At 70.8% G+C, this 19406-nt stretch carries 17 protein-coding genes; 8 read left to right on the top strand and 9 right to left on the bottom strand.

The window, feature by feature from the left end; translation table 11 throughout:
- Nucleotides 1-27: 27 nt before the first annotated feature.
- Nucleotides 28-840, bottom strand: coding sequence for an endonuclease/exonuclease/phosphatase family protein (locus ACIA8D_RS28530; protein ID WP_399236690.1), 813 nt, complete (start codon nt 838-840; stop codon nt 28-30).
- 190 nt (nt 841-1030) lie between these two features.
- Here ACIA8D_RS28530 and ACIA8D_RS28525 point away from each other — a divergent pair, with 190 nt between their 5' ends.
- From ACIA8D_RS28525 to ACIA8D_RS28515, 3 genes are all read left to right on the top strand, one after another.
- On the top strand, nt 1031-3133 hold the full coding sequence (locus ACIA8D_RS28525) for a glycoside hydrolase family 3 N-terminal domain-containing protein (RefSeq protein ID WP_399236743.1): 2103 nt from the start codon (nt 1031-1033) through the stop codon (nt 3131-3133).
- Between the two features lie 95 nt (nt 3134-3228).
- Entirely contained in the window at nt 3229-3426 is a 198-nt protein-coding gene (locus ACIA8D_RS28520; protein WP_399236688.1) for an antitoxin, read from the top strand.
- Between the two features lie 111 nt (nt 3427-3537).
- Nucleotides 3538-3852: an EthD family reductase gene (locus tag ACIA8D_RS28515; protein ID WP_399236687.1), complete on the top strand. Its 315-nt coding sequence runs from the start codon at nt 3538-3540 to the stop codon at nt 3850-3852.
- A gap of 21 nt (nt 3853-3873) precedes the next feature.
- Here ACIA8D_RS28515 and ACIA8D_RS28510 read toward each other — a convergent pair whose 3' ends face one another.
- Complete coding sequence (locus ACIA8D_RS28510; protein ID WP_399236686.1) at nt 3874-5301, bottom strand: glycoside hydrolase family 16 protein; 1428 nt, start codon at nt 5299-5301, stop codon at nt 3874-3876.
- Between the two features lie 199 nt (nt 5302-5500).
- Nucleotides 5501-6022, bottom strand: coding sequence for a hypothetical protein (locus tag ACIA8D_RS28505; protein ID WP_399236684.1), 522 nt, complete (start codon nt 6020-6022; stop codon nt 5501-5503).
- Nucleotides 6023-6274: 252 nt separating this feature from the next.
- Between ACIA8D_RS28505 and ACIA8D_RS28500 the strand changes: the two genes are divergently transcribed.
- Nucleotides 6275-10189 carry a glycoside hydrolase family 2 TIM barrel-domain containing protein gene (locus tag ACIA8D_RS28500; protein WP_399236683.1) on the top strand — a complete coding sequence of 1305 codons (3915 nt, stop codon included), beginning with the start codon at nt 6275-6277 and terminating at the stop codon, nt 10187-10189.
- Nucleotide 10190: 1 nt separating this feature from the next.
- On the opposite strand, the gene ACIA8D_RS28495 is transcribed toward ACIA8D_RS28500, so the two are convergent.
- Genes ACIA8D_RS28495 through ACIA8D_RS28470 form a run of 6 tightly spaced genes read right to left on the bottom strand, consistent with a single transcriptional unit; the run spans nt 10191 to nt 15422 of the window.
- The gene (locus ACIA8D_RS28495; RefSeq protein ID WP_399236681.1) at nt 10191-11387 is read right to left on the bottom strand and encodes a pyridoxal phosphate-dependent aminotransferase; all 1197 of its coding nucleotides are present in this window, start codon (nt 11385-11387) and stop codon (nt 10191-10193) included.
- A 14-nt stretch (nt 11388-11401) separates the two neighbouring features.
- Nucleotides 11402-12163, bottom strand: coding sequence for an alpha/beta fold hydrolase (locus tag ACIA8D_RS28490; protein WP_399236680.1), 762 nt, complete (start codon nt 12161-12163; stop codon nt 11402-11404).
- A 20-nt stretch (nt 12164-12183) separates the two neighbouring features.
- Nucleotides 12184-12477, bottom strand: coding sequence for a muconolactone Delta-isomerase (gene catC, locus ACIA8D_RS28485; RefSeq protein WP_399236679.1), 294 nt, complete (start codon nt 12475-12477; stop codon nt 12184-12186).
- 6 nt (nt 12478-12483) lie between these two features.
- On the bottom strand, nt 12484-13338 hold the full coding sequence (gene catA, locus ACIA8D_RS28480) for a catechol 1,2-dioxygenase (RefSeq protein WP_399236678.1): 855 nt from the start codon (nt 13336-13338) through the stop codon (nt 12484-12486).
- 55 nt (nt 13339-13393) lie between these two features.
- A complete protein-coding gene (locus ACIA8D_RS28475) occupies nt 13394-14497 on the bottom strand; it encodes a mandelate racemase/muconate lactonizing enzyme family protein (RefSeq protein ID WP_399236676.1) in 1104 nt (367 codons plus the stop codon).
- A 16-nt stretch (nt 14498-14513) separates the two neighbouring features.
- Nucleotides 14514-15422 carry a LysR substrate-binding domain-containing protein gene (locus ACIA8D_RS28470; protein WP_399236674.1) on the bottom strand — a complete coding sequence of 303 codons (909 nt, stop codon included), beginning with the start codon at nt 15420-15422 and terminating at the stop codon, nt 14514-14516.
- Between the two features lie 244 nt (nt 15423-15666).
- Between ACIA8D_RS28470 and benA the strand changes: the two genes are divergently transcribed.
- Genes benA through benD form a run of 4 tightly spaced genes read left to right on the top strand, consistent with a single transcriptional unit; the run spans nt 15667 to nt 19387 of the window.
- Complete coding sequence (gene benA / locus ACIA8D_RS28465; RefSeq protein ID WP_399236672.1) at nt 15667-17019, top strand: benzoate 1,2-dioxygenase large subunit; 1353 nt, start codon at nt 15667-15669, stop codon at nt 17017-17019.
- Nucleotides 17016-17522, top strand: coding sequence for a benzoate 1,2-dioxygenase small subunit (benB, locus tag ACIA8D_RS28460; protein WP_399236671.1), 507 nt, complete (start codon nt 17016-17018; stop codon nt 17520-17522). Before benA ends, benB begins: the two co-directional genes overlap by 4 nt.
- Before the next feature lie 48 nt (nt 17523-17570).
- The gene (gene benC / locus ACIA8D_RS28455) at nt 17571-18605 is read left to right on the top strand and encodes a benzoate 1,2-dioxygenase electron transfer component BenC (protein WP_399236669.1); all 1035 of its coding nucleotides are present in this window, start codon (nt 17571-17573) and stop codon (nt 18603-18605) included.
- Nucleotides 18602-19387 (top strand): benzoate diol dehydrogenase BenD, encoded by a 786-nt coding sequence (gene benD, locus ACIA8D_RS28450; RefSeq protein ID WP_399236668.1) that lies wholly within the window; start codon nt 18602-18604, stop codon nt 19385-19387. The genes benC and benD overlap by 4 nt, the downstream gene beginning before the upstream one ends.
- Nucleotides 19388-19406 lie beyond the last annotated feature (19 nt).

The raw sequence follows: 19406 nt of genomic DNA, 5'->3' as shown, positions 1-19406 counted from the left end.
GTCCTTGAGTAGTGAGGGCGGCGCAGGTCAGGGGTGGAGCGGGTGTGGTAGCCGGATCTGTGCGCGTACGGGCAGATGGTCCGTCGGACGCCGACCACCACGCGTGAACTCGTCGAGCACGACCTCGTGAACCTGCGTCCCGGGCGAGACCAGGATCCAGTCGATGCGCTCGCCGTCGGGCTCAGGCGGCCCGTAGTCGTGGAAGGTCCCCAGGGCGGGCCCGCGCCGCTCGGCCGCGTCCCAGGTGTCCACCAGGCCGGCGGTCGACAGCAGCGCCGCGTGCACCTCACCTCCCGCCGCGGTGTTGAAGTCGCCGGTCACGACGCGCGCGACGTCGGGGGCGAGGTCGTTCAGACGGGCGCCGAGAAGGCGGGCCGCGCGGGTACGCGCGTGCGCGCTCGCGTGGTCGAAGTGGGTGTTCGCGGCCAGGAGTTCGGAGCCGGTCGGCAGGTCGCGCAGCCGCAGCCATGTCACCATCCGTGGGCAGCCGCCGCCCCAGGTCTCCGAGCCCGCCACCTCCGGTGTGTCGGACAGCCAGAAGTGCCCGTGCTCCAGGACCTCGAAGCGTTCGCGGTCGTAGCCGACGGCCATGAACTCGCCCCGGTCGCCGCCCTCCCTGCCCTGACCCACCCACCCGTAGCGTTCGCGCCCGAGGTCGTCCGCGAGTTCGCGCAGCGGGCCGCGCAGGCCCTCCTGCGTGCCCAGTAGATGAGGCCGCGCACCGCGCAGCAGCTCCGCGACGAGCGGGCGGCGCTCGCGCCACGGGTGCGGTGAACCGGGCCAGTCCACATGCAGGTTGAGCGTCATGACCCGGAGCGGGGCCGGCTCGTCGTCCGTCACGGGAAACCTCCGGGAATCCTCCGGGAAGGCCCGGTGGGGGGCCTTGTCGCCACCAATTGAATGCGCTTACATTCATGCCGCGCGAGAACGTTAACTTCGCGGACATCGATACGGCAACAGGCAGAGAAGGCTTCGAGGTCACCCCGTGCTGCGAGCGTACGAACCACAAGTCAAGGAACTGCTGGACCGGATGACGGTCCAGGAGAAACTGGGGCAGCTCCAGCAGCTGACGTGGACCGGTGAGACCGGGCCGGGCGGCGGGCAGACCGCCGAGACGGAGCAGGCCGCGCGGGCGGGACGGCTCGGCTCCGTCCTGAACATCCACGGCGCGGCGCACACCAACGCGCTGCAGCGCATCGCCGTGGAGGAGTCGCGGCTTGGCATCCCGCTCCTGTTCGGCCTCGACGTCATCCACGGCTTTTGGACCACGTTCCCGATCCCGCTCGCCCAGGCCGCCGCCTTCGACCCCGACGTGTCCCGCAGCGACGCCGAGGTGGCGAACGCCGAGGCCAGGACGAACGGTGTGCGCTGGACGTTCGCCCCGATGATGGACGTGACGCACGAGCCGCGCTGGGGCCGGATCGCCGAGGGCTCCGGCGAGGACCCGTACCTCAACGCGGCCTACGCCGTCGCCAAGATCCGGGCCCACCAGGGCGCGGCCGACGGCAGCGAACTGGCGCACGACGACCGGCTCGCCGCCTGCGCCAAGCACTTCGTGGCGTACGGGGGCGCGGAGGGCGGCCGCGACTACAACACGGTCGACGTGTCCGAACAGCGGCTGCGCAACCACTACTTGCCGCCCTTCAAGGCCGCGATCGACGCGGGCGCGGCGACCGTGATGGCCGCGTTCAACACGGTCGGCGGCGTCCCCGCGCACGGCAACGCGCACACGATGCGGGCGATCCTCAAGGACGAGTGGGACTTCGACGGCTTCGTGGTCAGCGACTACACCGGCGTCCAGGAACTCGTCGCGCACGGCTTCGCCGAGGACGGCGCGGACGCGGCCGCCCTCGCCTTCACCGCGGGGATGGACATGGAGATGGTCTCCACGAACATCACCGAGCACGGCGAGAGCCTGGTCGAGTCGGGCGCGCTGCCGCTCGGCCGCCTGGACGACGCGGTCGCCCGGATCCTGCGCCTGAAGTTCGCCCTGGGCCTGTTCGATGCCCCGTACTGCGACGAGTCCGCCGAGATCACCGAGCCGGGCCGCTCCGCCCGCGCGGCCGCCCGCGCGGCTGCCGCGCGCTCCATGGTGCTGCTCAAGAACGAGGCGCGAGCGCTGCCGCTCGCGCCGGACAGCGCATCGATCGCCGTGGTCGGCCCCTTCGCCGACTCGACCGATCTGCACGGCACATGGGCCGGCCCCGGCTGTCGCCGCTTCCCCTCCGTGTGCATCGTGGACGCGGTGCGCGAGGCGGTCCCGGCGGCCACGGTCACACATGCGGGCGCCGACCCGGCACAGGCGGCGGAAGCGGCCCGCGCGGCGGACGTCACCGTGGTCGTCGTGGGTGAGGACCCGGCCCTCAGCGGCGAGGCCGCGGTGCGCGCCGACATCGGGCTGCCCGCGGGCCAGGAGGAGCTGATCGCCGCGGTCGCCGCGACCGGCAGGCCGTACGTGGTGGTGCTGGTCAACGGCAGGCCGCTGGTCCTCGGCGACTGGTACGACGCGGCGACCGCCGTCCTGGAGGCCTGGCACGGCGGCATCGAGGCGGGCCACGCGGTCGCCGACGCCCTGTTCGGCGCGGTGAACCCCGGCGGCAAGCTGCCGGTGACGTTCCCGCGCGCGGTGGGCCAGATCCCCGTCTACTACAACCACGAGAGTACGGGCCGTCCCTACGCCCCCGACGAGAAGTACACCTCGAAGTACCTCGACCTGGCGGACGGCCCGCGCCTGCCCTTCGGCCACGGCCTGAGCTACACGACGTTCACGACTTCGGCCCCGGCCCTGAACCGCGCATCGCTGACCCGCGCGGAACTGGCCGACGGCGCCACGGTCGAGGTGTCCGTCACCGTCACCAACACCGGCGACCGCCCCGGCGACGAGGTCGTCCAGCTGTACGTCCACGACGTCACGGCCAGCATCGCCCAGCCCGTCCGCAAGCTCCGCGGCTTCCGGCGCGTCACCCTCGCCCCCGGCGCCGCCACCACGGTCACCTTCCCCCTCGGCGAGGAGGACCTCGGCTTCTGGACCAACGACCCGGCGGGCACCTTCCGCGTCGAGCGCGGCCGCTTCGACGTGTACGCGGGTACGAGCTCGACGGCGCGCGCGTACGGGACGCTGCGCGTGCTGTGACGCGGGCGCCCGGCCCCCGCCGGCTGCCGCGCGCATGCGCGCGGCGGCCGCAGGCGTGATCCTGGAGGGTAGGAGAGGCCCACGAGGAGGTTGCAATGTCTGCGTTGGACAAGATCAAGCAGATGATCAAGGGACGCGAGGCCCAGGCCGGCAAGGGCGTCGACATGGCGGGCGACGCCGTGGACAAGAAGACCGGGGGCAAGTACAGCTCCCATGTCGACAAGGCCCAGGACCAGGCCAAGAAGCACCTCGGCATGGACCAGGGCAAGGGGCAGGACGAGTCGCAGAAGTAACAGGCGCCCGGGGACTGCCCCGGCGGGGCCGGGGAAGGTGACAGTGGTGCGGGAGGGTCGGGCCGACACGGCCCTCGCCGGGAGAGGACCGTGCCACGAGGAGGCCGACCGATGTACCGGATGACCGTCATCTACGATCACCCCGCCGACCCCGAGAAGTTCCTGAAGCACTACCGGGAGGTGCATGCGCCGCTCGCCTCGCAGACGCCGGGGCTGCGGTCCTTCCAGTGGAGCGTGTCGGAGATGCCCGACGGCTCGCGGCCCCCGCACTTCGTGGTGGCCGTGCTGGACTGGGACTCCAAGGACGAGGCCCTCGGCGCCCTCGCCACACCCGCCGGCCGTGCGGGCGCCGAGGACATCGCCAACTTCGTCGAGCCGGGTGCGTTCAGCGTGAGCTTCTCGGAGGTCGTCACCTTCCCGCTCTGACCCGCCGGTGCGCGCGAGGGGTCAGTGTCCGAAGGAGAACCAGTTCACGTTCACGAAGTCGGCCGGCTGGCCGCTGGTGAACGTGAGATAGACGTCGTGCGTGCCGGTCACCGCGCTCATGTTGGCCGGAACCGTCCGCCAGGACTGCCAGCCACCGGTGTTGGCCAGCGCGAAGCTGCCGACCGGTGCGCTGGTGCGGCTGTCGAGGCGCACCTCCACCAGGCCGCTGACCCCGCTCGGAGCGCCGCTCGCCACCCGGGCCTTGAACTGCGTGGCCGCCGTGGAACCGAAGTTGACGCCCTTGTAGAGCACCCAGTCACCGCCCGCAAGGTTGCCCAGGTTCTGTCCGCCGCCCGAGTCCGTGGTGCCCTCGGCGGCGACGCCGGACTGGCCGTCGTACGACTCGGCCTGGATCGAGCCGTAGGCGTCGCGGTTGCCGGACGGCGGGGGAGTGGTGCCGCTCCCCTCGGCCGACAGGACCTGGACGTAGTCCACGACCATCGGCTTTCCGGGCTGGGTGTCGCCGTCGAGGCCACCGCCGAAGGCATCGGGGAAGCCGCCGCCCATCGCCACGTTCAGGATGAGCAAGTAGCCGTGGTTCGTGGCGTTGGCCCAGGTCGTCGCGTCCACCTGGTTGGCCGTGACCGTGTGGTAGTTGACGTCGTCGACGGAGAAGCGGATCGCCTCGGGGCTGACCGAACGGTCCCACTCCATGCTGTACGTGTGGAAGCCGGACTGGCAGGTGCTGCCGGGGCAGGCGGTCGAACCGCCGATGCCCGTGGTCTCGTTGCAGGGGCCGCCGGGGTTGGTGCCGCAGTGCATCGTCGCCCAGACCTTGTTCAGGCCTTGGACGTTCTCCATGATGTCCAGCTCGCCGACGCCGGGCCAGTTCTGGTAGTTGCCCCGGTACGGGGCGCCCAGAGCCCAGAACGCCGGCCAGTACCCCTCGGCCGCGGTGCCGGTGACGTTGGGCATCTGGATGCGCGCCGAGACACGCAGCTTGCCGCCCGCCGGGGGCTGGAAGTCGGTGCGCTTGGTCTCGATGCGGCCGGACGTCCAGTGTCCTGTGGAGTCGCGCAGCGGGGTGATGCGCAGATTGCCGCTGCCGTCGAGGGAGACGTTGTTCGTGCTGCTGGTCATCGTCTCGACCTCGCCCGTGCCCCAGTTGGCGGGGCCGCCCGGGTACGAAGTCCCGGTGTCGTACTGCCAGTTGGAGGTGTTGACGCCGGTGCCGGCGGAGCCGTTGAAGTCGTCGAGGAAGGTCTGGGTCCAGCCCGACGGCGGAGGCGGGGCGGCGGCGCCGGCGGGTTGCGTGGTCGCGGTCGCGGCGGCCGCAACCAGGCCGAGGGTGGCGGCCACCGAGGCCAGGGCCCGGCGGAGCGTGTGCCGTTCGCGAGGGCGGCGTGTCTGCGTACCGGTGCGTCTGAGTGTCCGGGGTCTTTCGTGCATGGGGGTGCCTCCAGGGATCGAATGGGATGCGAGCTGGACAGCCGGCTGCATTGGAATTGCCTGGAACTACCTGGAACTGTCTGGGAGCGCTCCCAGAGCGGTCTCAATGTGCTCTCGACCCCCCCCAGTGCGTCAAGAGTTGAAACAGGGGAAGTTATTCAGTGGCATGTGAGTTCACGCCATGAAGGCGTGGTGGGGGTCAGTGTCCGGCGAGCAGCTTCACGGAGACCACGCCCAGGCCGATCGCGGCGTTGAGCGCCGATGTCACCACGGCGTGCAGGAGGCCGGCGCCGGCCCGGCGGCCGCCGACGAACCCCCACAGGGCCAGCGTCGCGACCTCGCTGCCCGCGGCGATCCACAGCGCCGTGGTGAGGTCCACGGCTCCCAGGGCGGACACGCCGATCAGCAGCAGCGGCCCGATGGCGCTGGTCAGCAGGGGGCTGCTGGTGAACAGCTCGTGCCGGATCTCGTGCAGGGCGGGCCGAGTGCGGTGCACGACCGGGTGCGCCTGCATGTCGGCCACGAGGGTCGCCAGCCACAGGCCGAGCGCGGTGGCCGCCACCGCCACCGTCGCCCCCTTGTGGCTGCTGTGCCCGCCCTGCGCGAGGCCCACCAGGACGGCGAGCAGGGTCAGGGAGGCGTAGATGCGCTCCTTCAGGCGCTCACCGAGCACCGCGGCGCGGTCGTACGGGGCGGCCTCCGGTGGGGTGCTTTCACTCATGATCGAACCCTATAGGGGGTGCGCCGAGGGGGCGGCGTGGACGTTCCATGCCTCGGGGGAGGCGCCGGCGCCCAGCGGGCTACTCAAGAACCAACAAAGTGCGACGGCATCATTGTGTGGAATGTGTTGTGTTCTTAGGGTGATGCGGGCTCCCTGGTTCCACAGCCGTGTCGGTGGTCGTCAACCGACCTGCTGTGTCACGGCAGTTGCAGGCAAGTGCAGGTGTTCGTCATCCACAGAAGGGCACACCCCATGCCGCACCAGTCCCCTCTCCCGCCCGCCGGTGCGTACCTCAGCCGCCGCCGTCTCCTGGAGGCGGGCGCCGCGGTCGTCGGCGCGCTGGCCGTGTCCAGCGCGCTGCCCACCGCGTGGGCCCGCGCCGCGGACGGCGGCGGCGTCAGCGCGGACGGCGACGAGTGGAACGGGCACCTCGACGTCTTCCGGCTCGGCACCGAGCCGCCGCACACCACCCTGATGCCGTACGAGAACGTCACTCAGGCCCTCGCCGCCGACCGCACCAGATCCCCGTACCGGCAGAGCCTCGACGGCACCTGGAAGTTCGCGTACGTGGACCGGCCCGCCGACAAGCTCGACGACTTCTACCGCACCGATCTCGACGACTCCGGCTGGGAGGGCATCCCGGTCCCGGCGGCCTGGCAGCTGCACGGCCACGACGCGCCCATCTACGTCAACATCACCTACCCCTGGTGGGGCCCCAACGGTCTCGGCGAGGAGGCCCAGCCGCCCGCCGCGCCGACCCGGCACAACCCCGTCGGCCAGTACCGGCGGACCTTCACCGTGCCGAAGGGCTGGGCGGACCGGCGTACCTTCCTGCACTTCGAGGGCGTCAAGGCGGCCCATTACGTGTGGGTCAACGGGAAGCTGGCCGGTTACCACGAGGACTCGTACACCCCCGCCGAGTACGACATCACGCCGTATCTGAAGGACGGCACGAACCAGGTCGCCGTCGAGGTCTACCGGTACTCGGACGGCGACTGGCTGCAGGACCAGGACATGATCCGGCTCAGCGGCATCTTCCGGTCGGTGTACCTGTTCTCCACGCCCTCCGTCCACCTGCGGGACTTCAAGATCGAGACGCCGCTCGGCGACGGGTACACCTCGGCCGAGCTGGCCGTCACCGCGAGCGTGCGGGACTACACGGGGGACGCCAAGGGGAAGACGTACACGGTCGAGACGCAGCTGTACGACGCGGACGGGCACGCCGTGTGGTCCCGGCCGCTGAGCAAGGCCGCCACCCTCGACGGCGCGGAGACCGACGTGCGGGACACCAAGTCCGTGCCCGCGCCCCGCCTCTGGTCCGCCGAGAACCCCTACCTGTACACGGCCGTCCTGCGGCTGCGCGACCCCGCGGGCAAGGTCGTCGAGACGCTCTCGCACCGCGTCGGCCTTCGCGAGTTCGCCCTCAAGGACGGGCTCATGCGGATCAACGGGAAGCCCGTCTCGCTGCGCGGCACCAACCGCCACGAGATGCACCCGGTGCGCGGCTCCGCCCTCAGCCGCGCCGACCTGGTCGAGGACATCAGGCTCATCAAGCGGCTGAACATCAACTCGGTGCGCACCTCGCACTACCCCAACAACCCGCTCTGGCTCGAACTCGCCGACGAATACGGCCTCTACCTGGTGGGCGAGACCAACCTGGAGACCCACGGCGTCAACGACAAGTACCCCGGCAGCGACCCCGAGTGGACCAAGGTGTGCGTGGACCGCGCCCGGAACATGGTGCACCGGGACAAGAACCACGCCAGCGCCGTCATCTGGTCGCTCGGCAACGAAGCCGGCGGCGGCTCCTCCTTCAAGGCCATGCACGACTGGATCGCCGGCTACGACACGACCCGCGTCATCCACTACGAGGGGGACGACCGGCCGGGCGTCAGCGACATCCGCTCCAAGATGTACGAGTCGCCGAGCAAGGTGGAGGACCGGGCGAAGGACACCGCCGACACCCGCCCGTACGTGATGGTCGAGTACGCCCACTCGATGGGGAACTCGACCGGCAACCTCAAGGAGTACTGGGACGTCGTCCGCCGCCACGACGTCCTCCAGGGCGGCTGGATCTGGGACTTCGTCGACCAGGCCCTGGACTGGCCGACGCCGCCGCGCACCCTGCTGACCGAGACGGGGCCGCTGGGCCTCAAGGGCGAAGTCATCAACCCCTCCGGCTCGTTCAGCCGCGACAAGGGAGTGAGCGGAGCCACCGTCTTCGCCCGCGACACCCGCCTCGACCTGAGTGACTCGCTCACCCTCGAAGCCTGGGTGACCCCGCACGTGCGCGGCTCCCACCAGCCGATCCTGGCCAAGGGCGACACCCACTACGCGCTCAAGCAGACCGACAAGGACCTGCAGTTCTTCATCTACGCGGGCGGCCAGTGGATCACCGCGTCCTGGACCACCCCGGACGACGGCTGGACCGGCAGCGAACACCATGTGGCGGGCGTTCTCGACACGGCCGCCGGGACGCTCACCCTCTACGTCGACGGCGAGAAGAAGGCGACGAAGACGACCACCCGTACGCCGAGCCCCAACACGGCGTCCCTGTCACTGTGCGGCGAAGTCGACAACCAGACACGGGAGTTCAGCGGCACGGTGCGCCGGGCGCGGGTCTACGCCCGCGCGCTGAGCGCCGCCGAGATCACCGACGAAGGGCGCGGACCGGACGACGACGGGGTGCGCTTCTGGTTCGACGCGCGCACGGTCGGACACCGGGCGAAGAAGGCCGGGGCCAAGACCTTCGCCGCGTACGGCGGCGACTGGGGCGACAACCCCAACGACGGCGCCTTCAGCTGCAACGGCATCATCCTTCCCGACCGCAGCCACACCGGCAAGGCGGCCCAGGTCAAGCGGATCTACCAGGCGATCGGCGTGACCCGCGAGGAAGGCGCGGCACCGGGCAGGCTCACCCTCACCAACGAGAATCTGTTCACCAACCTCCGCGCCTGGAACGGAAGGTGGGAGCTGGTCGCCGACGCCGAGGTGGTGGGCCGCGGCAAGCTGAGCCGCGACCAGCTGGACGTGGCGCCCCTGAAGAGCAAGGACATCACGCTGCCCGTGCGGCTCCCGGCCTCGCCCGCGCCCGGCGCCGAGTACTTCCTCCAACTCTCCTTCACCACCAGGGAACGCACTCCGTGGGCGGACGCCGGGTTCGAGGTGGCGCGCGTCCAACTGCCCCTGGACGCGCACAGCCCGGAGCCCGCACCCGTACCGCTCAAGGACGTGCCGGCCCTGGCGTACAAGGACGGCTCCGACGCCGTCACCGTCACCGGAAAGTCCCTGAAGGCCGTCGTCGACAAGTCGACCGGGCTCCTCTCCACGTATCAGGCGGGCGGCATCTCGCTCCTGGTGTCCGGCGCGGCCCCGAACTTCTGGCGCGCCCCGATCGACAACGACCGCGGCAACGGCCAGCACACCCGCAACCAGACCTGGCGGGACGCGGGCGCCCGGCGCAAGGTCACCGGCGTGAGCGTGCGCGACCTCGACGGCCACGCGGTCGAGATCACCGTCAAGGGCACGCTGCCGACGACCACCGAGTCGACCTACGGCACGACGTACACCGTCTTCGGCAACGGCGACATCAAGGTCGCCAACACCCTCCACCCCGGGGCCTCGAACCTCCCCTACCTCCCGGAGGTCGGCACGATCCTGCACCTCCCGGCGGCCTTCGAGCAGCTGCGCTACTACGGGCGGGGTCCCGAGGAGAACCACTGGGACCGCAACGAGGCGACCGAGGTGGGCACGTGGAGCTCCACCGTCCGTGACCAGTGGACCCCGTACGTGCGGCCCCAGGAGAACGGCAACAAGACGGACGTGCGCTGGGCGGCCCTCACCGACCGGAGCGGGCGCGGCCTGCTCGTCAGCGGCGACCTCTCCGGCGAGCACCCGCTCCTGGAGATCAACGCCTCGCACTTCACCCCGGAGGACCTGTCCGTCGGCGTACGCCACGACTACCAGCTCGACCCCCGCGAGGAGGTCGTGCTGCGCGTCAACCACCGGCAGATGGGCGTCGGCGGCGACGACAGCTGGGGCGCGCAGACCCATGACCCGTACAAGATCCTCGCGGACCGAGACTACGCGTACGCGTACTGGTTGCGGCCGATCACCGACGTGCGGCAGGCGATGAAGCTGTCGCGGCGGGTGGTGGACGCCGGGTAGATCACCGCAGCGCCGTCACGAACGTGCCCAACCGCTCCAGGCCGTCCCGCAGCGCACCGGCCGACGCCGCGTACGACAGGCGTACGTGGGTGTCGGCCGTGTGGGTCCCGAAGTCGCGGCCCGGGGTGAGGGCCACGTGCGCCTCCGCCAGGGCCCGTTCGCAGAACTCCCATGAGGTCAGGCCCGTGCCGGAGACGTCGAAGTAGACGTAGAACGCGCCGTCGGGCGGCACCGGGACCGGCAGGCCGATCCGGTCGAGGCCGTCGAGGACGAGCGCGCGCCGCTCGGCGAACTCCGCGCGGCGCTCCTCGCAGAGTGCCAGGGACGCCGAGGTGAAGCACTCCAGCGCGGCCTGCTGGGCGGGGGCCGAGGCGCACAGGAAGTAGTTCTGGGCCAGCCGCTCCATCGCGGCGACGAGCGGCTCCGGCGCGATGCACCAGCCGAGCCGCCAGCCGGTCATGCCGAAGTACTTCGAGAAGCTGTTGATGACGACGGCGTCCGGGTCGACCGACAGCGCGCTGCGGGGCGGCCTGCCCTGCTCGTCGTGGTCGCCGAGGTCGAGATAGATCTCGTCGACGATCCGCCACGCGCCGCGCTCGCGCGCGAACCGGCAGATCGCGTCCAGCTCGTCGACCGGCACGGAGGTCCCCGTCGGGTTCGACGGCGTGGCGACCATGACACCCGACGTCCGGTCCGTCCAGTGCTCGCGGACCGAATCCGTGTCCAGCTGGAAGCGGGTGGCCGCGGTGGTGGGGACGAGGGTGACGTCCGCGCCGAAGCTCTCGACGATCTGCCGGTTGCACGGGTACGAGGGGTCCGCGATCAGCACCTCGTCGCCGGAGTCGACGAGGGCGGCGGTGGCCAGCACCAGCGCGGCGGAGGCGCCGGCCGTCACGACGACGCGGGCCGGGTCGACCTCGACGTCGTGCCGCTCCCGGTAGAAACCGGCGATCGCCTCCCGCAGCGCGGGCAGACCCAGCGCCGCCGTGTACGCCAGCGGCCGTCCGTCCATGACCTCGCGCATCGCCTCACGAACCGCTGGGGGCGCCCCCGAGTCCGGCTCCCCGAGGTTGAGCTTGACGACGTGGTGGCCCTCGGCCTCCAGTGCCGCGGCCTGCTTGGCGAACTCCATGGCGTAGAACGGGGCGACGTTCTGCGCGCGCCGCGAGATCTTGATGCGCTGGGTCGTGTCGGGCATGGCGCGATCCTATTTCAGTGGGTCGGTACGCCGCCCAGGTGCCTCCTCAGGGCCTCTACCAGCGGCGAAGGAGCCTCCGCCGCCAGGTGGCCGCACTCCAGTACCTCCAGGTGACCGAGCCGGACACCGGCCGCGAGTTCGCGGGCGTGGGGGAGTGGTGTCGCCGCGTCCCGCGCACCTCCGACGACGAGGGTCGGTGATGTGATGTCCGTGAGGCGGGCGCGCAGGTCGTACGCGGCCAGGGCGTCGCAGCAGGCCGCGTAGCCCTCGGCGTCGGTCGCCGCCAGTGCGTCGAGCAGGCGGCGGCCGGTGGTCGTGGCGGCGAGGGTCCCGTCGCTGAACCAGCGCTCGGGAGCGGTCGCCAGGAGCGCGGCCGTGCACTGGTCGCGGACGAGGCGGGCCCGCTCGTGCCAGGGCTCCGGCGGCCCGAAGTGCGCCGAGGAGCAGACCAGGGCGAGCGAGGCGATCCGGTCCGGGTGGTGCGCGGCGAGGTGCGCTCCGACGGCGCCGCCCAGGGAAATGCCCGCGTAGTGGAAGCGGTCCAGGCCGAGACAATCCGCCAGGGACAGCACCAGGGCCGCCAGGTCGGCGACCGTGCTCGCGCCCGGCCGTGTGTCCCGCAGCAGCCCGGTGGCGGAACCGCCGTGCCCCGGCAGGTCGTACGCGATCGTCCTGAAGTCCCGAGCCAGGCCCGGGACCTGCTGGTCCCAGACCGCCGTGGACGTGCCCAGGGACGGGCCGAGGAGCAGCGGCGGCCCGTCCGCCGGGCCGCTCACCACATGATGAAGCAGGGCCGTCACACGGGGCCCCCGGCCGCGAGGTCCGACGGATGCTGCGCGAGCGGTGTGACCTCGATCGACATGTGAGGGAACAGCGGCAGGTTCCACAGGATCCGGTGCAGCGCCTCGTTGTCGGCGACGTCGAAGACACTGAGGTTGGAGTACTGGCCGACACACCGCCAGATGTGCACCCACTCACCGGACTTCTGGAGCTCCTGGCAGTAGGCCTTCTCCCGGGCCACCAGGCCGGCGCGCTCGTCCGGCGCCAGGTCGCGCGGGATGTCTACGTCCATGCGTACAGCGAACAGCATCGTGCATCACACCTTGTCGAGAACGAAGTCGTACGTCACCTCGTGGCCGTCGCCGGTGGCGCGCGGCGTCGGGACGAGGATCAGCTCGGGCTTGACGGCGGAGGCGATGTCGTCGGCCACGTGCTCGCCGCCGTCGAAGTACAGCTGGGTGGTGACGAGTTGGTGGCCGGGCGCCGACACCTTGAGGTGCAGATGGGCCGGACGCCAGGCGTGCCAGCCCGCGGCCGAGATCAGCCTGCCGCAGGAGCCGTCGGTCGGGATCTGGTACGGGGCCGGCTGCACCGTGTGGATCCCGAAGCGGCCCTCGCCGTCGGCGACGACCGTGCCGCGCAGGTTCCATTCCGGCAGGCCGGGAGCGTACTGGGAGTAGAAGCCGTCGTCGTCGGCGTGCCACATCTCGATGGTGGCGCCGGCCAGCGGTGTGCCGTCGACGGTGCGCACCTGGCCCTGGAACAGCAGCGGTGTGCCGCCCTCCTCCTCGCGCATCGGCAGGGTGGCCTCGGCGGGCAGCTCCGGGGCGTCGGGCACGTAGTAGGGGCCCTCGATGGTGCCCTTGCTGCCCTCCCGGTTCTCGTTCGCGACCTCCTCGACGACGTGCTCGACCCACACGTCGAGGAAGAGCGGCCACTCGCCGTCCTCGCCGACCTGGATCAGCCACGCCTTGAGCGCGTCGTACTCGGCGTAGCTCACCTTGTGGCGGCGGATGATGTCGTGGGTGGCGGCGAGGAGTTCGGAGACGAGGGTGTTCACCCGCCCGGTGTCGGCGACGGACGTGTCTGTGCGCTGCTTGCTGCGGAACTGCTCGGTGGCCGCGTTGCCCGACGCGGCGGCCGTGGCCTGCTCGGTGGCGGTGTCGGTCATGGTGTGTCCCGTCCTTGCAGAGATGGGTGAGGTGGGTTGAGGCAGTGGGTCGGTGTCAGGTGTCCAGGCGGTAGCGGGCCAGCTTCTCGGGGTCGATGGCGATCCCGAGGCCCGCGCCCTCGCGGACGCGCAGCGTGCCGTCGGCGATCGTGAGCGGCTCGGCGAGCAGGTCGTCGGACATGTCGAGGAAGTTGGACAGCTCGCCCGGGTGCAGCGAGGAGGAGCGGTGCGCGGCGCCGAAGGCCACGGAGCACAACGTGCCGATCTGGCCGTCGATCTGATTGCCCATCACCACCTCGACGCCCAGGCCCTCGCACTGGTGCAGCACTCGCTGGGAGGCGGTGAAGCCGGTGCGGGCGGTCTTGATGCTGATGGCGGTCGCGGAGCCGCCGAGCAGTTCGCGGGTCACCTCGGCGGCCCGGGTCGCGCTCTCGTCGGCGATGAACGGGACCGGGCTCTGCCCGACGAGCCAGCGCCGTCCCAGCACGTCGTCGGCCGGGCAGAGTTCCTCCGCGAACGTCAGGTCCAGGTCGGCCATCTCGCGCAGGGCGCGCGCCGCGTCGGAGGCCGACCAGCCGCGGTTGCCGTCGACGTACAGCTCCACGTCCGGGCCGAGGGCCGCCCGCAGCGCCCGGCAGGCGGCGACGTCCTCGCCGTACGGATTGCGGCCCACCTTCACCTTGAACGTCGTGATGCCGTACGTGTCCCGGATCCGCTCGGCCTCCGCGACCATGACGTCGGCCGGGGCGAAGCCCACCATGTGGCTGACGCGCATCCGGTCGCCGAAGCCGCCGAGCAGCCCGGACACCGGCATCCCGGCGCTCTGGCCGAGCAGGTCCCACAGGGCCATGTCGACGGCGGCCTTGGCGGCCGGATTGCCCACGGTCCGGTCGAGGCGGGCGTGCGCGGTCTCGCGCTCCAGGGCGGTGAGGCCGAGGAGCTGCGGCGCGAAGATCTTGTCGATCACCGCGACGACGGACTCCTGCGTCTCGCCGTACGTGTAGGGGCGGGGCGGCGCCTCTGCCGTTCCCACCAGCCCGTCGTCGGTGTGCACCCGGACCAGGACGTGGTCGGCGGTGTGCACCTCGCCGCTCGCGAACCGCAGCGGCTTGACGTAGGGGATGGCAAAGGGAATGGCCTCCACCTTGACGATCTTCATGGCATTCCCTCGGTCCTCATGGTGTTCCCTCAGTCTCTCTCGCGAACATGTCGTGCCGTTCCAGGACGTCCAGGAGCTGCCGGATCAGCGGCGTCTCGTCCTCGCGGCGCCAGGCCAGGGCCAGCGGCACCGTCAGCGCGTCCTCGACGGTCCGGCACACCACGCCCTCGCGGGGCGCCGAGCGCACGGAGTCGGGCAGCACCGCCACCCCCAGCCCGGCGGCGACCAGTGCCAGCGCGGCCGAGGTCTCGGTGACCTCGTAGGCGCGATGCGGGTAGAAGCCGGAGTTCAGGCAGCTGCGAACGACGGCGTCGTTGACGACGGAGCCGAGCGTGGCGCCGTACATGACGAAGTCCTCGTGGCGCAGCTGCTCGACGCGGACGGTGGTGGCATCGGCGAGCCAGTGGCCCTCCGGGACGGCCGCGATCAGCGGCTCCTCGGCGATCAGCCGGTGGGCGATGCCCTCCTGGCGGATGGGCGGGCGCAGCACGCCGACGTCGAGGCGCCGCTCGTCGAGTCCGTGCTCCTGCGCGGGCGTCAGCATCTCCGTGTGCACCTCCATCCGTACATGTGGCATCTCGTGCTTCACCAGGCGGGCCAGGGTGGGCAGTTGGCGGTACGACGCGGAGCCGGTCAGGCCGATCCGGAGCACGCCCTCGACGCCGCCGGCGAACCGGCCCACGCGGGCCACCGCCTCGTCGACGGACGTGAGGATGCGCTCCACGTCGGTGCGGAACACCTCGCCGGCGCCGGTCAGGGACACCTGCCGGGTGGTGCGGGTGAACAGCTCCACACCCAGCTCCGACTCCAGGCGGCGGATCGCCTGGGAGAGCGGCGGCTGAGCCATGTGCAGCGCCTGCGCGGCCCTGCCGAAGTGACGTGTCTCGGCGACGGCCGCGAAGTAGCGCAGGTGCCTCAATTCCATCCGGCTGCCCCTTTGTTGCGTCTCGGCGGGGCCCTCGATGTGCCTCAGCGTAGGCAGCGGACCCCATAGCCCACAAATATCCGCTTGCAGGCTATTGAGACCCTCGCGATATCAATACCCCCCTGGGTCAACCCTGGGGGAATGTCCGGGGCCGACTCTTCACCCGGCTGTCATGGTGCTGAAAAGCAGTCGCAACCCGGCCGCCGACCAGGCAGGCCGCGTGTCGAGGCGAAGGGACGGGAACATGGCGGAGGGCACCAGTCGCGCGCGGACCATCCTCGCGGACGCCCTGGAGGAGGACGCGGAACGCGGGGTCCACCGCGTGAGGCGCAGCGTCTTCACCGACGAGGAACTCTTCGAGCTGGAGATGAAGCACATCTTCGAGGGGAACTGGGTGTATCTGGCGCACGAGAGCCAGCTCCCGGAGATCGGGGACTACTTCACCACCTACATCGGACGCCAGCCCGTCGTCATCACCCGCGACAAGCAGGGCGAGCTGAACTGTCTGATCAACGCGTGCAGCCACCGCGGCGCCATGCTGTGCCGCAGGAAGACGGACAACCGCACCACGTTCACCTGCCCGTTCCACGGCTGGACGTTCAACAACACCGGCAAGCTGCTCAAGGTGAAGGACCCGCGCGAGGCCGGTTACCCCGAACAGTTCAACACGGACGGCTCGCACAACCTGAAGAAGGTCGCCCGATTCGAGAGCTACCGTGGCTTCCTCTTCGGCAGCCTGAACGCGGACGTCAAGCCGCTGCCCGAGCATCTCGGGGACGCCGCCGTCGTCATCGACATGGTCGTCGACCAGTCGCCCGAGGGCCTGGAGGTGCTGCGCGGCTCCTCCACGTACTCCTACGACGGCAACTGGAAGCTCCAGGCGGAGAACGGCGCCGACGGCTATCACGTGTCCGCCACCCACTGGAACTACGCCGCCACCCAGGCCCGGCGCACTTCCGGTGAGTCGGAGAACGACACCAGGACGATGGACGCGGGCGGCTGGGCCAAGCAGCGCGGCGGCTTCTACTCCTTCGAGCACGGCCATCTGCTGCTGTGGACGCAGTGGCTCGACCCGGCCAACCGGCCGCTGTACGAGCGGCGCGAGGAGCTCGCCGCGCAGGTGGGCGCCGAGCGCGCCGACTGGATGATCGGTGTCTCCCGCAATCTGTGCCTGTACCCGAACGTGTACCTGATGGACCAGTTCAGTTCCCAGATCCGGCACTTCAGGCCGATCTCCGTCGACCAGACGGAAGTCACCATCTACTGCATCGCCCCCAAGGGCGAGCCGGCCGAGCAGCGGGCCCGGCGCATCCGCCAGTACGAGGACTTCTTCAACGCCACCGGCATGGCCACCCCCGACGACCTGGAGGAGTTCCGCTCCTGCCAGAAGACGTACCTCGCCGGGTCCATGCCGTGGAACGACCTCAGCCGCGGCGCCGTGCACCAGATCGAGGGGCCCGACGAGGAGGCCAAGAAGATCGGCATCAACCCCCTCGCCAGTGGTGTGCGCACCGAGGACGAGGGCCTGTACCCGATCCAGCACCGCTACTGGGCCGACACCCTGACCGCCGCGCTCGACCTGGAGGACGCCAAGTGAGCACCGCCGTCGAGAAGTTCACGCTGGAGGACATCCGCCAGTTCCTGTACCGGGAGGCGCGGTACCTCGACGACCGCGAGTTCGAGAAGTGGCTCACGTGCTACCGCCCCGACGCCGAGTTCTGGATGCCGGCCTGGGCGGACGACGACGAACTCACCCGCGACCCGCAGACCGAGATCTCCCTCGTCTACTACCCGTCCCGGGCGGGCCTGGAGGACCGTGTCTTCCGTATCCGCACCGACCGCTCCAGCGCGACGAGCCTGCCCGAGCCCCGCACCGGCCACAACATCTCCAACGTCGAAGTCACGGGCCGCGAGGGCGACCTGGTGCACGTGCGGTTCAACTGGTTCACGCTCTACTACCGCTACCAGAGCACCGACTCGTACTTCGGCACCTCGTACTACGCCCTCGACGTCTCGGGCGACGAGCCGCTGATCGCCCGCAAGAAGGTCGTCCTGAAGAACGACTTCGTGCACCACGTCGTCGACATCTACCACGTGTGATCCCCCGCCCTTCCTACTCCCTCCCGCGCCGTCGAAATGAGCCGCCACATGTCCTTCCAGGTCGCCCTGAACTTCGAGGACGGCATCACCCGATTCATCGAGTGCCGCCCCGACGAGACCGTCGCCGAGGCCTCCTACAAGGCCCGCATCAACATCCCGCTCGACTGCCGCGACGGCGCCTGCGGCACCTGCAAGTCGCTGTGCGAGTCCGGGGGGTACGACGGCGGGGACTACATCGACGAGGCCCTCACCGACGACGAGGCCGCCGCCGGCTACTGCCTGCCCTGCCAGATGACACCGCAGAGCGACCTCGTGCTGAGCGTCCCCGCCTCCTCGGCCGCCGCCAAGACCGGGGCCGCCACGCACGCCGCCACCCTCGCCGACCTCAAACGGCACTCCGCCACGACCATCGAGTTCACCCTCGACGTCGACGACCGCGACGCCCTCGACTTCCTGCCCGGCCAGTACGTCAACATCGCCGTGCCCGGCACCGACCAGACCCGCTCGTACTCCTTCAGCTCGGGACCGAACCAGCGGCAACTGTCCTTCCTGGTCCGCGTCGTCGACGGCGGCGCCATGTCCGAGTACCTCCGCGAACGCGCCCGGGTCGGCGACCGTCTCGCATGCACCGGCCCCATGGGCAGCTTCTACCTGCGCGAACAGCCCCGCCCCGCCCTGCTGCTCGCAGGCGGGACCGGACTCGCGCCGCTCCTGTCGATGCTGGAGCGCCTCGCGCAGCACCCGGCCGGACACCCCGTGCACCTGCTCTACGGTGTCACCACCGACGAGGACCTCGTCCACCTGGACACCCTGGCGGACTACGCCGAGGTGATCCCCGGGTTCACCTTCGACCACTGCGTCGCCGACGCCGCCTCCACCGCCCGCACCAAGGGCTTCGTGACCGGCCTGATGGACGCGGCGACCCTGCACGACGGCGCCGCCGACGTGTATCTGTGCGGCCCGCCCGCCATGGTCGAGGCCGTGCGCGGACACATCGACGCGCTCGGTGTCACTCCGGCGAGCTTCCACTACGAGAAGTTCACCCCGGCCACCGCCCGCGTCACCGCGGGGGCCGCGGCATGAGCGTCGACACCGTGCACGCGGGGCGGTTCGCCGGGAAGCGCGCCGTGGTCACCGGGGCCGGCCAGGGAATCGGGCTCGCCGTGGCCCGCCGCCTCGTCGCCGAGGGAGCCGACGTCGTGCTCGTCGACCGCGCCGACACCGTGCGTGAGGCCGCCGACGAGCTGAAGGCGCACGCCGTCCTCGCCGATCTGGAGAGCTACGACGGCGCGCACACCGCCCTGACGGAAGCGGGTCAACTCCTCGGCGGTGTCGACGTGTTGGTGAACAACGTCGGCGGCGCGATCAACTTCAAGCCGTTCACCGAGTTCACCGCCCCCGAGATCCAGGCGGAGATCACCCGCTCCCTGATGACGACCCTGTACTCCTGCCGCGCCGCCCTGCCCGGCATGACGGCTCAGGGACACGGTGTCATCGTGAACGTGTCGTCGGCCGCCACCCGCGGCATCCACCGCATCCCGTACTCCGCGGCCAAGGGCGGCATCAACGCCCTCACCGCCTCGCTGGCCCTGGAGTACGCCGAGGCCGGCGTCCGCGTGGTGGCCACCGCGCCGGGCGGCACCGACGCCCCGCCCCGCAGAGTCTCGCGCGGCACCCCGGAACACCGCACCGAGCGGGAGCGGGCCTGGTTCCGGGCGCATATCGACCAGACCCTCGCCCACAGCCCGCTGGGGCGCTACGGCACCCTCGACGAGCAGGCCGCCGCCCTCTGCTTCCTCGCCTCGGACGAGGCCTCGTACATCACCGGCAGTGTGCTGCCGGTGGCGGGCGGCGACCTTGGGTGATCGAGGCCCCCTGCTAGCG

Origin of the sequence: Streptomyces sp. NPDC051684 (assembly GCF_044453445.1) — a bacterium.
GTDB lineage: Bacteria > Actinomycetota > Actinomycetes > Streptomycetales > Streptomycetaceae > Streptomyces.
This window is presented reverse-complemented; position numbering and strand designations above follow the sequence as displayed.

What these genes read in the sequence shown, in the direction of transcription:
- ACIA8D_RS28525 (WP_399236743.1), top strand. Translation starts at nt 1,031, where the DNA reads ATGACGGTCCAGGAGAAACTGGGGCAGCTCCAGCAGCTGACGTGGACC.
- ACIA8D_RS28520 (WP_399236688.1), top strand. Translation starts at nt 3,229, where the DNA reads ATGTCTGCGTTGGACAAGATCAAGCAGATGATCAAGGGACGCGAGGCC.
- ACIA8D_RS28515 (WP_399236687.1), top strand. Translation starts at nt 3,538, where the DNA reads ATGTACCGGATGACCGTCATCTACGATCACCCCGCCGACCCCGAGAAG.
- ACIA8D_RS28510 (WP_399236686.1), bottom strand. Translation starts at nt 5,301, where the DNA reads ATGCACGAAAGACCCCGGACACTCAGACGCACCGGTACGCAGACACGC.
- ACIA8D_RS28505 (WP_399236684.1), bottom strand. Translation starts at nt 6,022, where the DNA reads ATGAGTGAAAGCACCCCACCGGAGGCCGCCCCGTACGACCGCGCCGCG.
- ACIA8D_RS28500 (WP_399236683.1), top strand. Translation starts at nt 6,275, where the DNA reads ATGCCGCACCAGTCCCCTCTCCCGCCCGCCGGTGCGTACCTCAGCCGC.
- ACIA8D_RS28495 (WP_399236681.1), bottom strand. Translation starts at nt 11,387, where the DNA reads ATGCCCGACACGACCCAGCGCATCAAGATCTCGCGGCGCGCGCAGAAC.
- catC (WP_399236679.1), bottom strand. Translation starts at nt 12,477, where the DNA reads ATGCTGTTCGCTGTACGCATGGACGTAGACATCCCGCGCGACCTGGCG.
- catA (WP_399236678.1), bottom strand. Translation starts at nt 13,338, where the DNA reads ATGACCGACACCGCCACCGAGCAGGCCACGGCCGCCGCGTCGGGCAAC.
- ACIA8D_RS28475 (WP_399236676.1), bottom strand. Translation starts at nt 14,497, where the DNA reads ATGAAGATCGTCAAGGTGGAGGCCATTCCCTTTGCCATCCCCTACGTC.
- ACIA8D_RS28470 (WP_399236674.1), bottom strand. Translation starts at nt 15,422, where the DNA reads ATGGAATTGAGGCACCTGCGCTACTTCGCGGCCGTCGCCGAGACACGT.
- benA (WP_399236672.1), top strand. Translation starts at nt 15,667, where the DNA reads ATGGCGGAGGGCACCAGTCGCGCGCGGACCATCCTCGCGGACGCCCTG.
- benC (WP_399236669.1), top strand. Translation starts at nt 17,571, where the DNA reads ATGTCCTTCCAGGTCGCCCTGAACTTCGAGGACGGCATCACCCGATTC.
- benD (WP_399236668.1), top strand. Translation starts at nt 18,602, where the DNA reads ATGAGCGTCGACACCGTGCACGCGGGGCGGTTCGCCGGGAAGCGCGCC.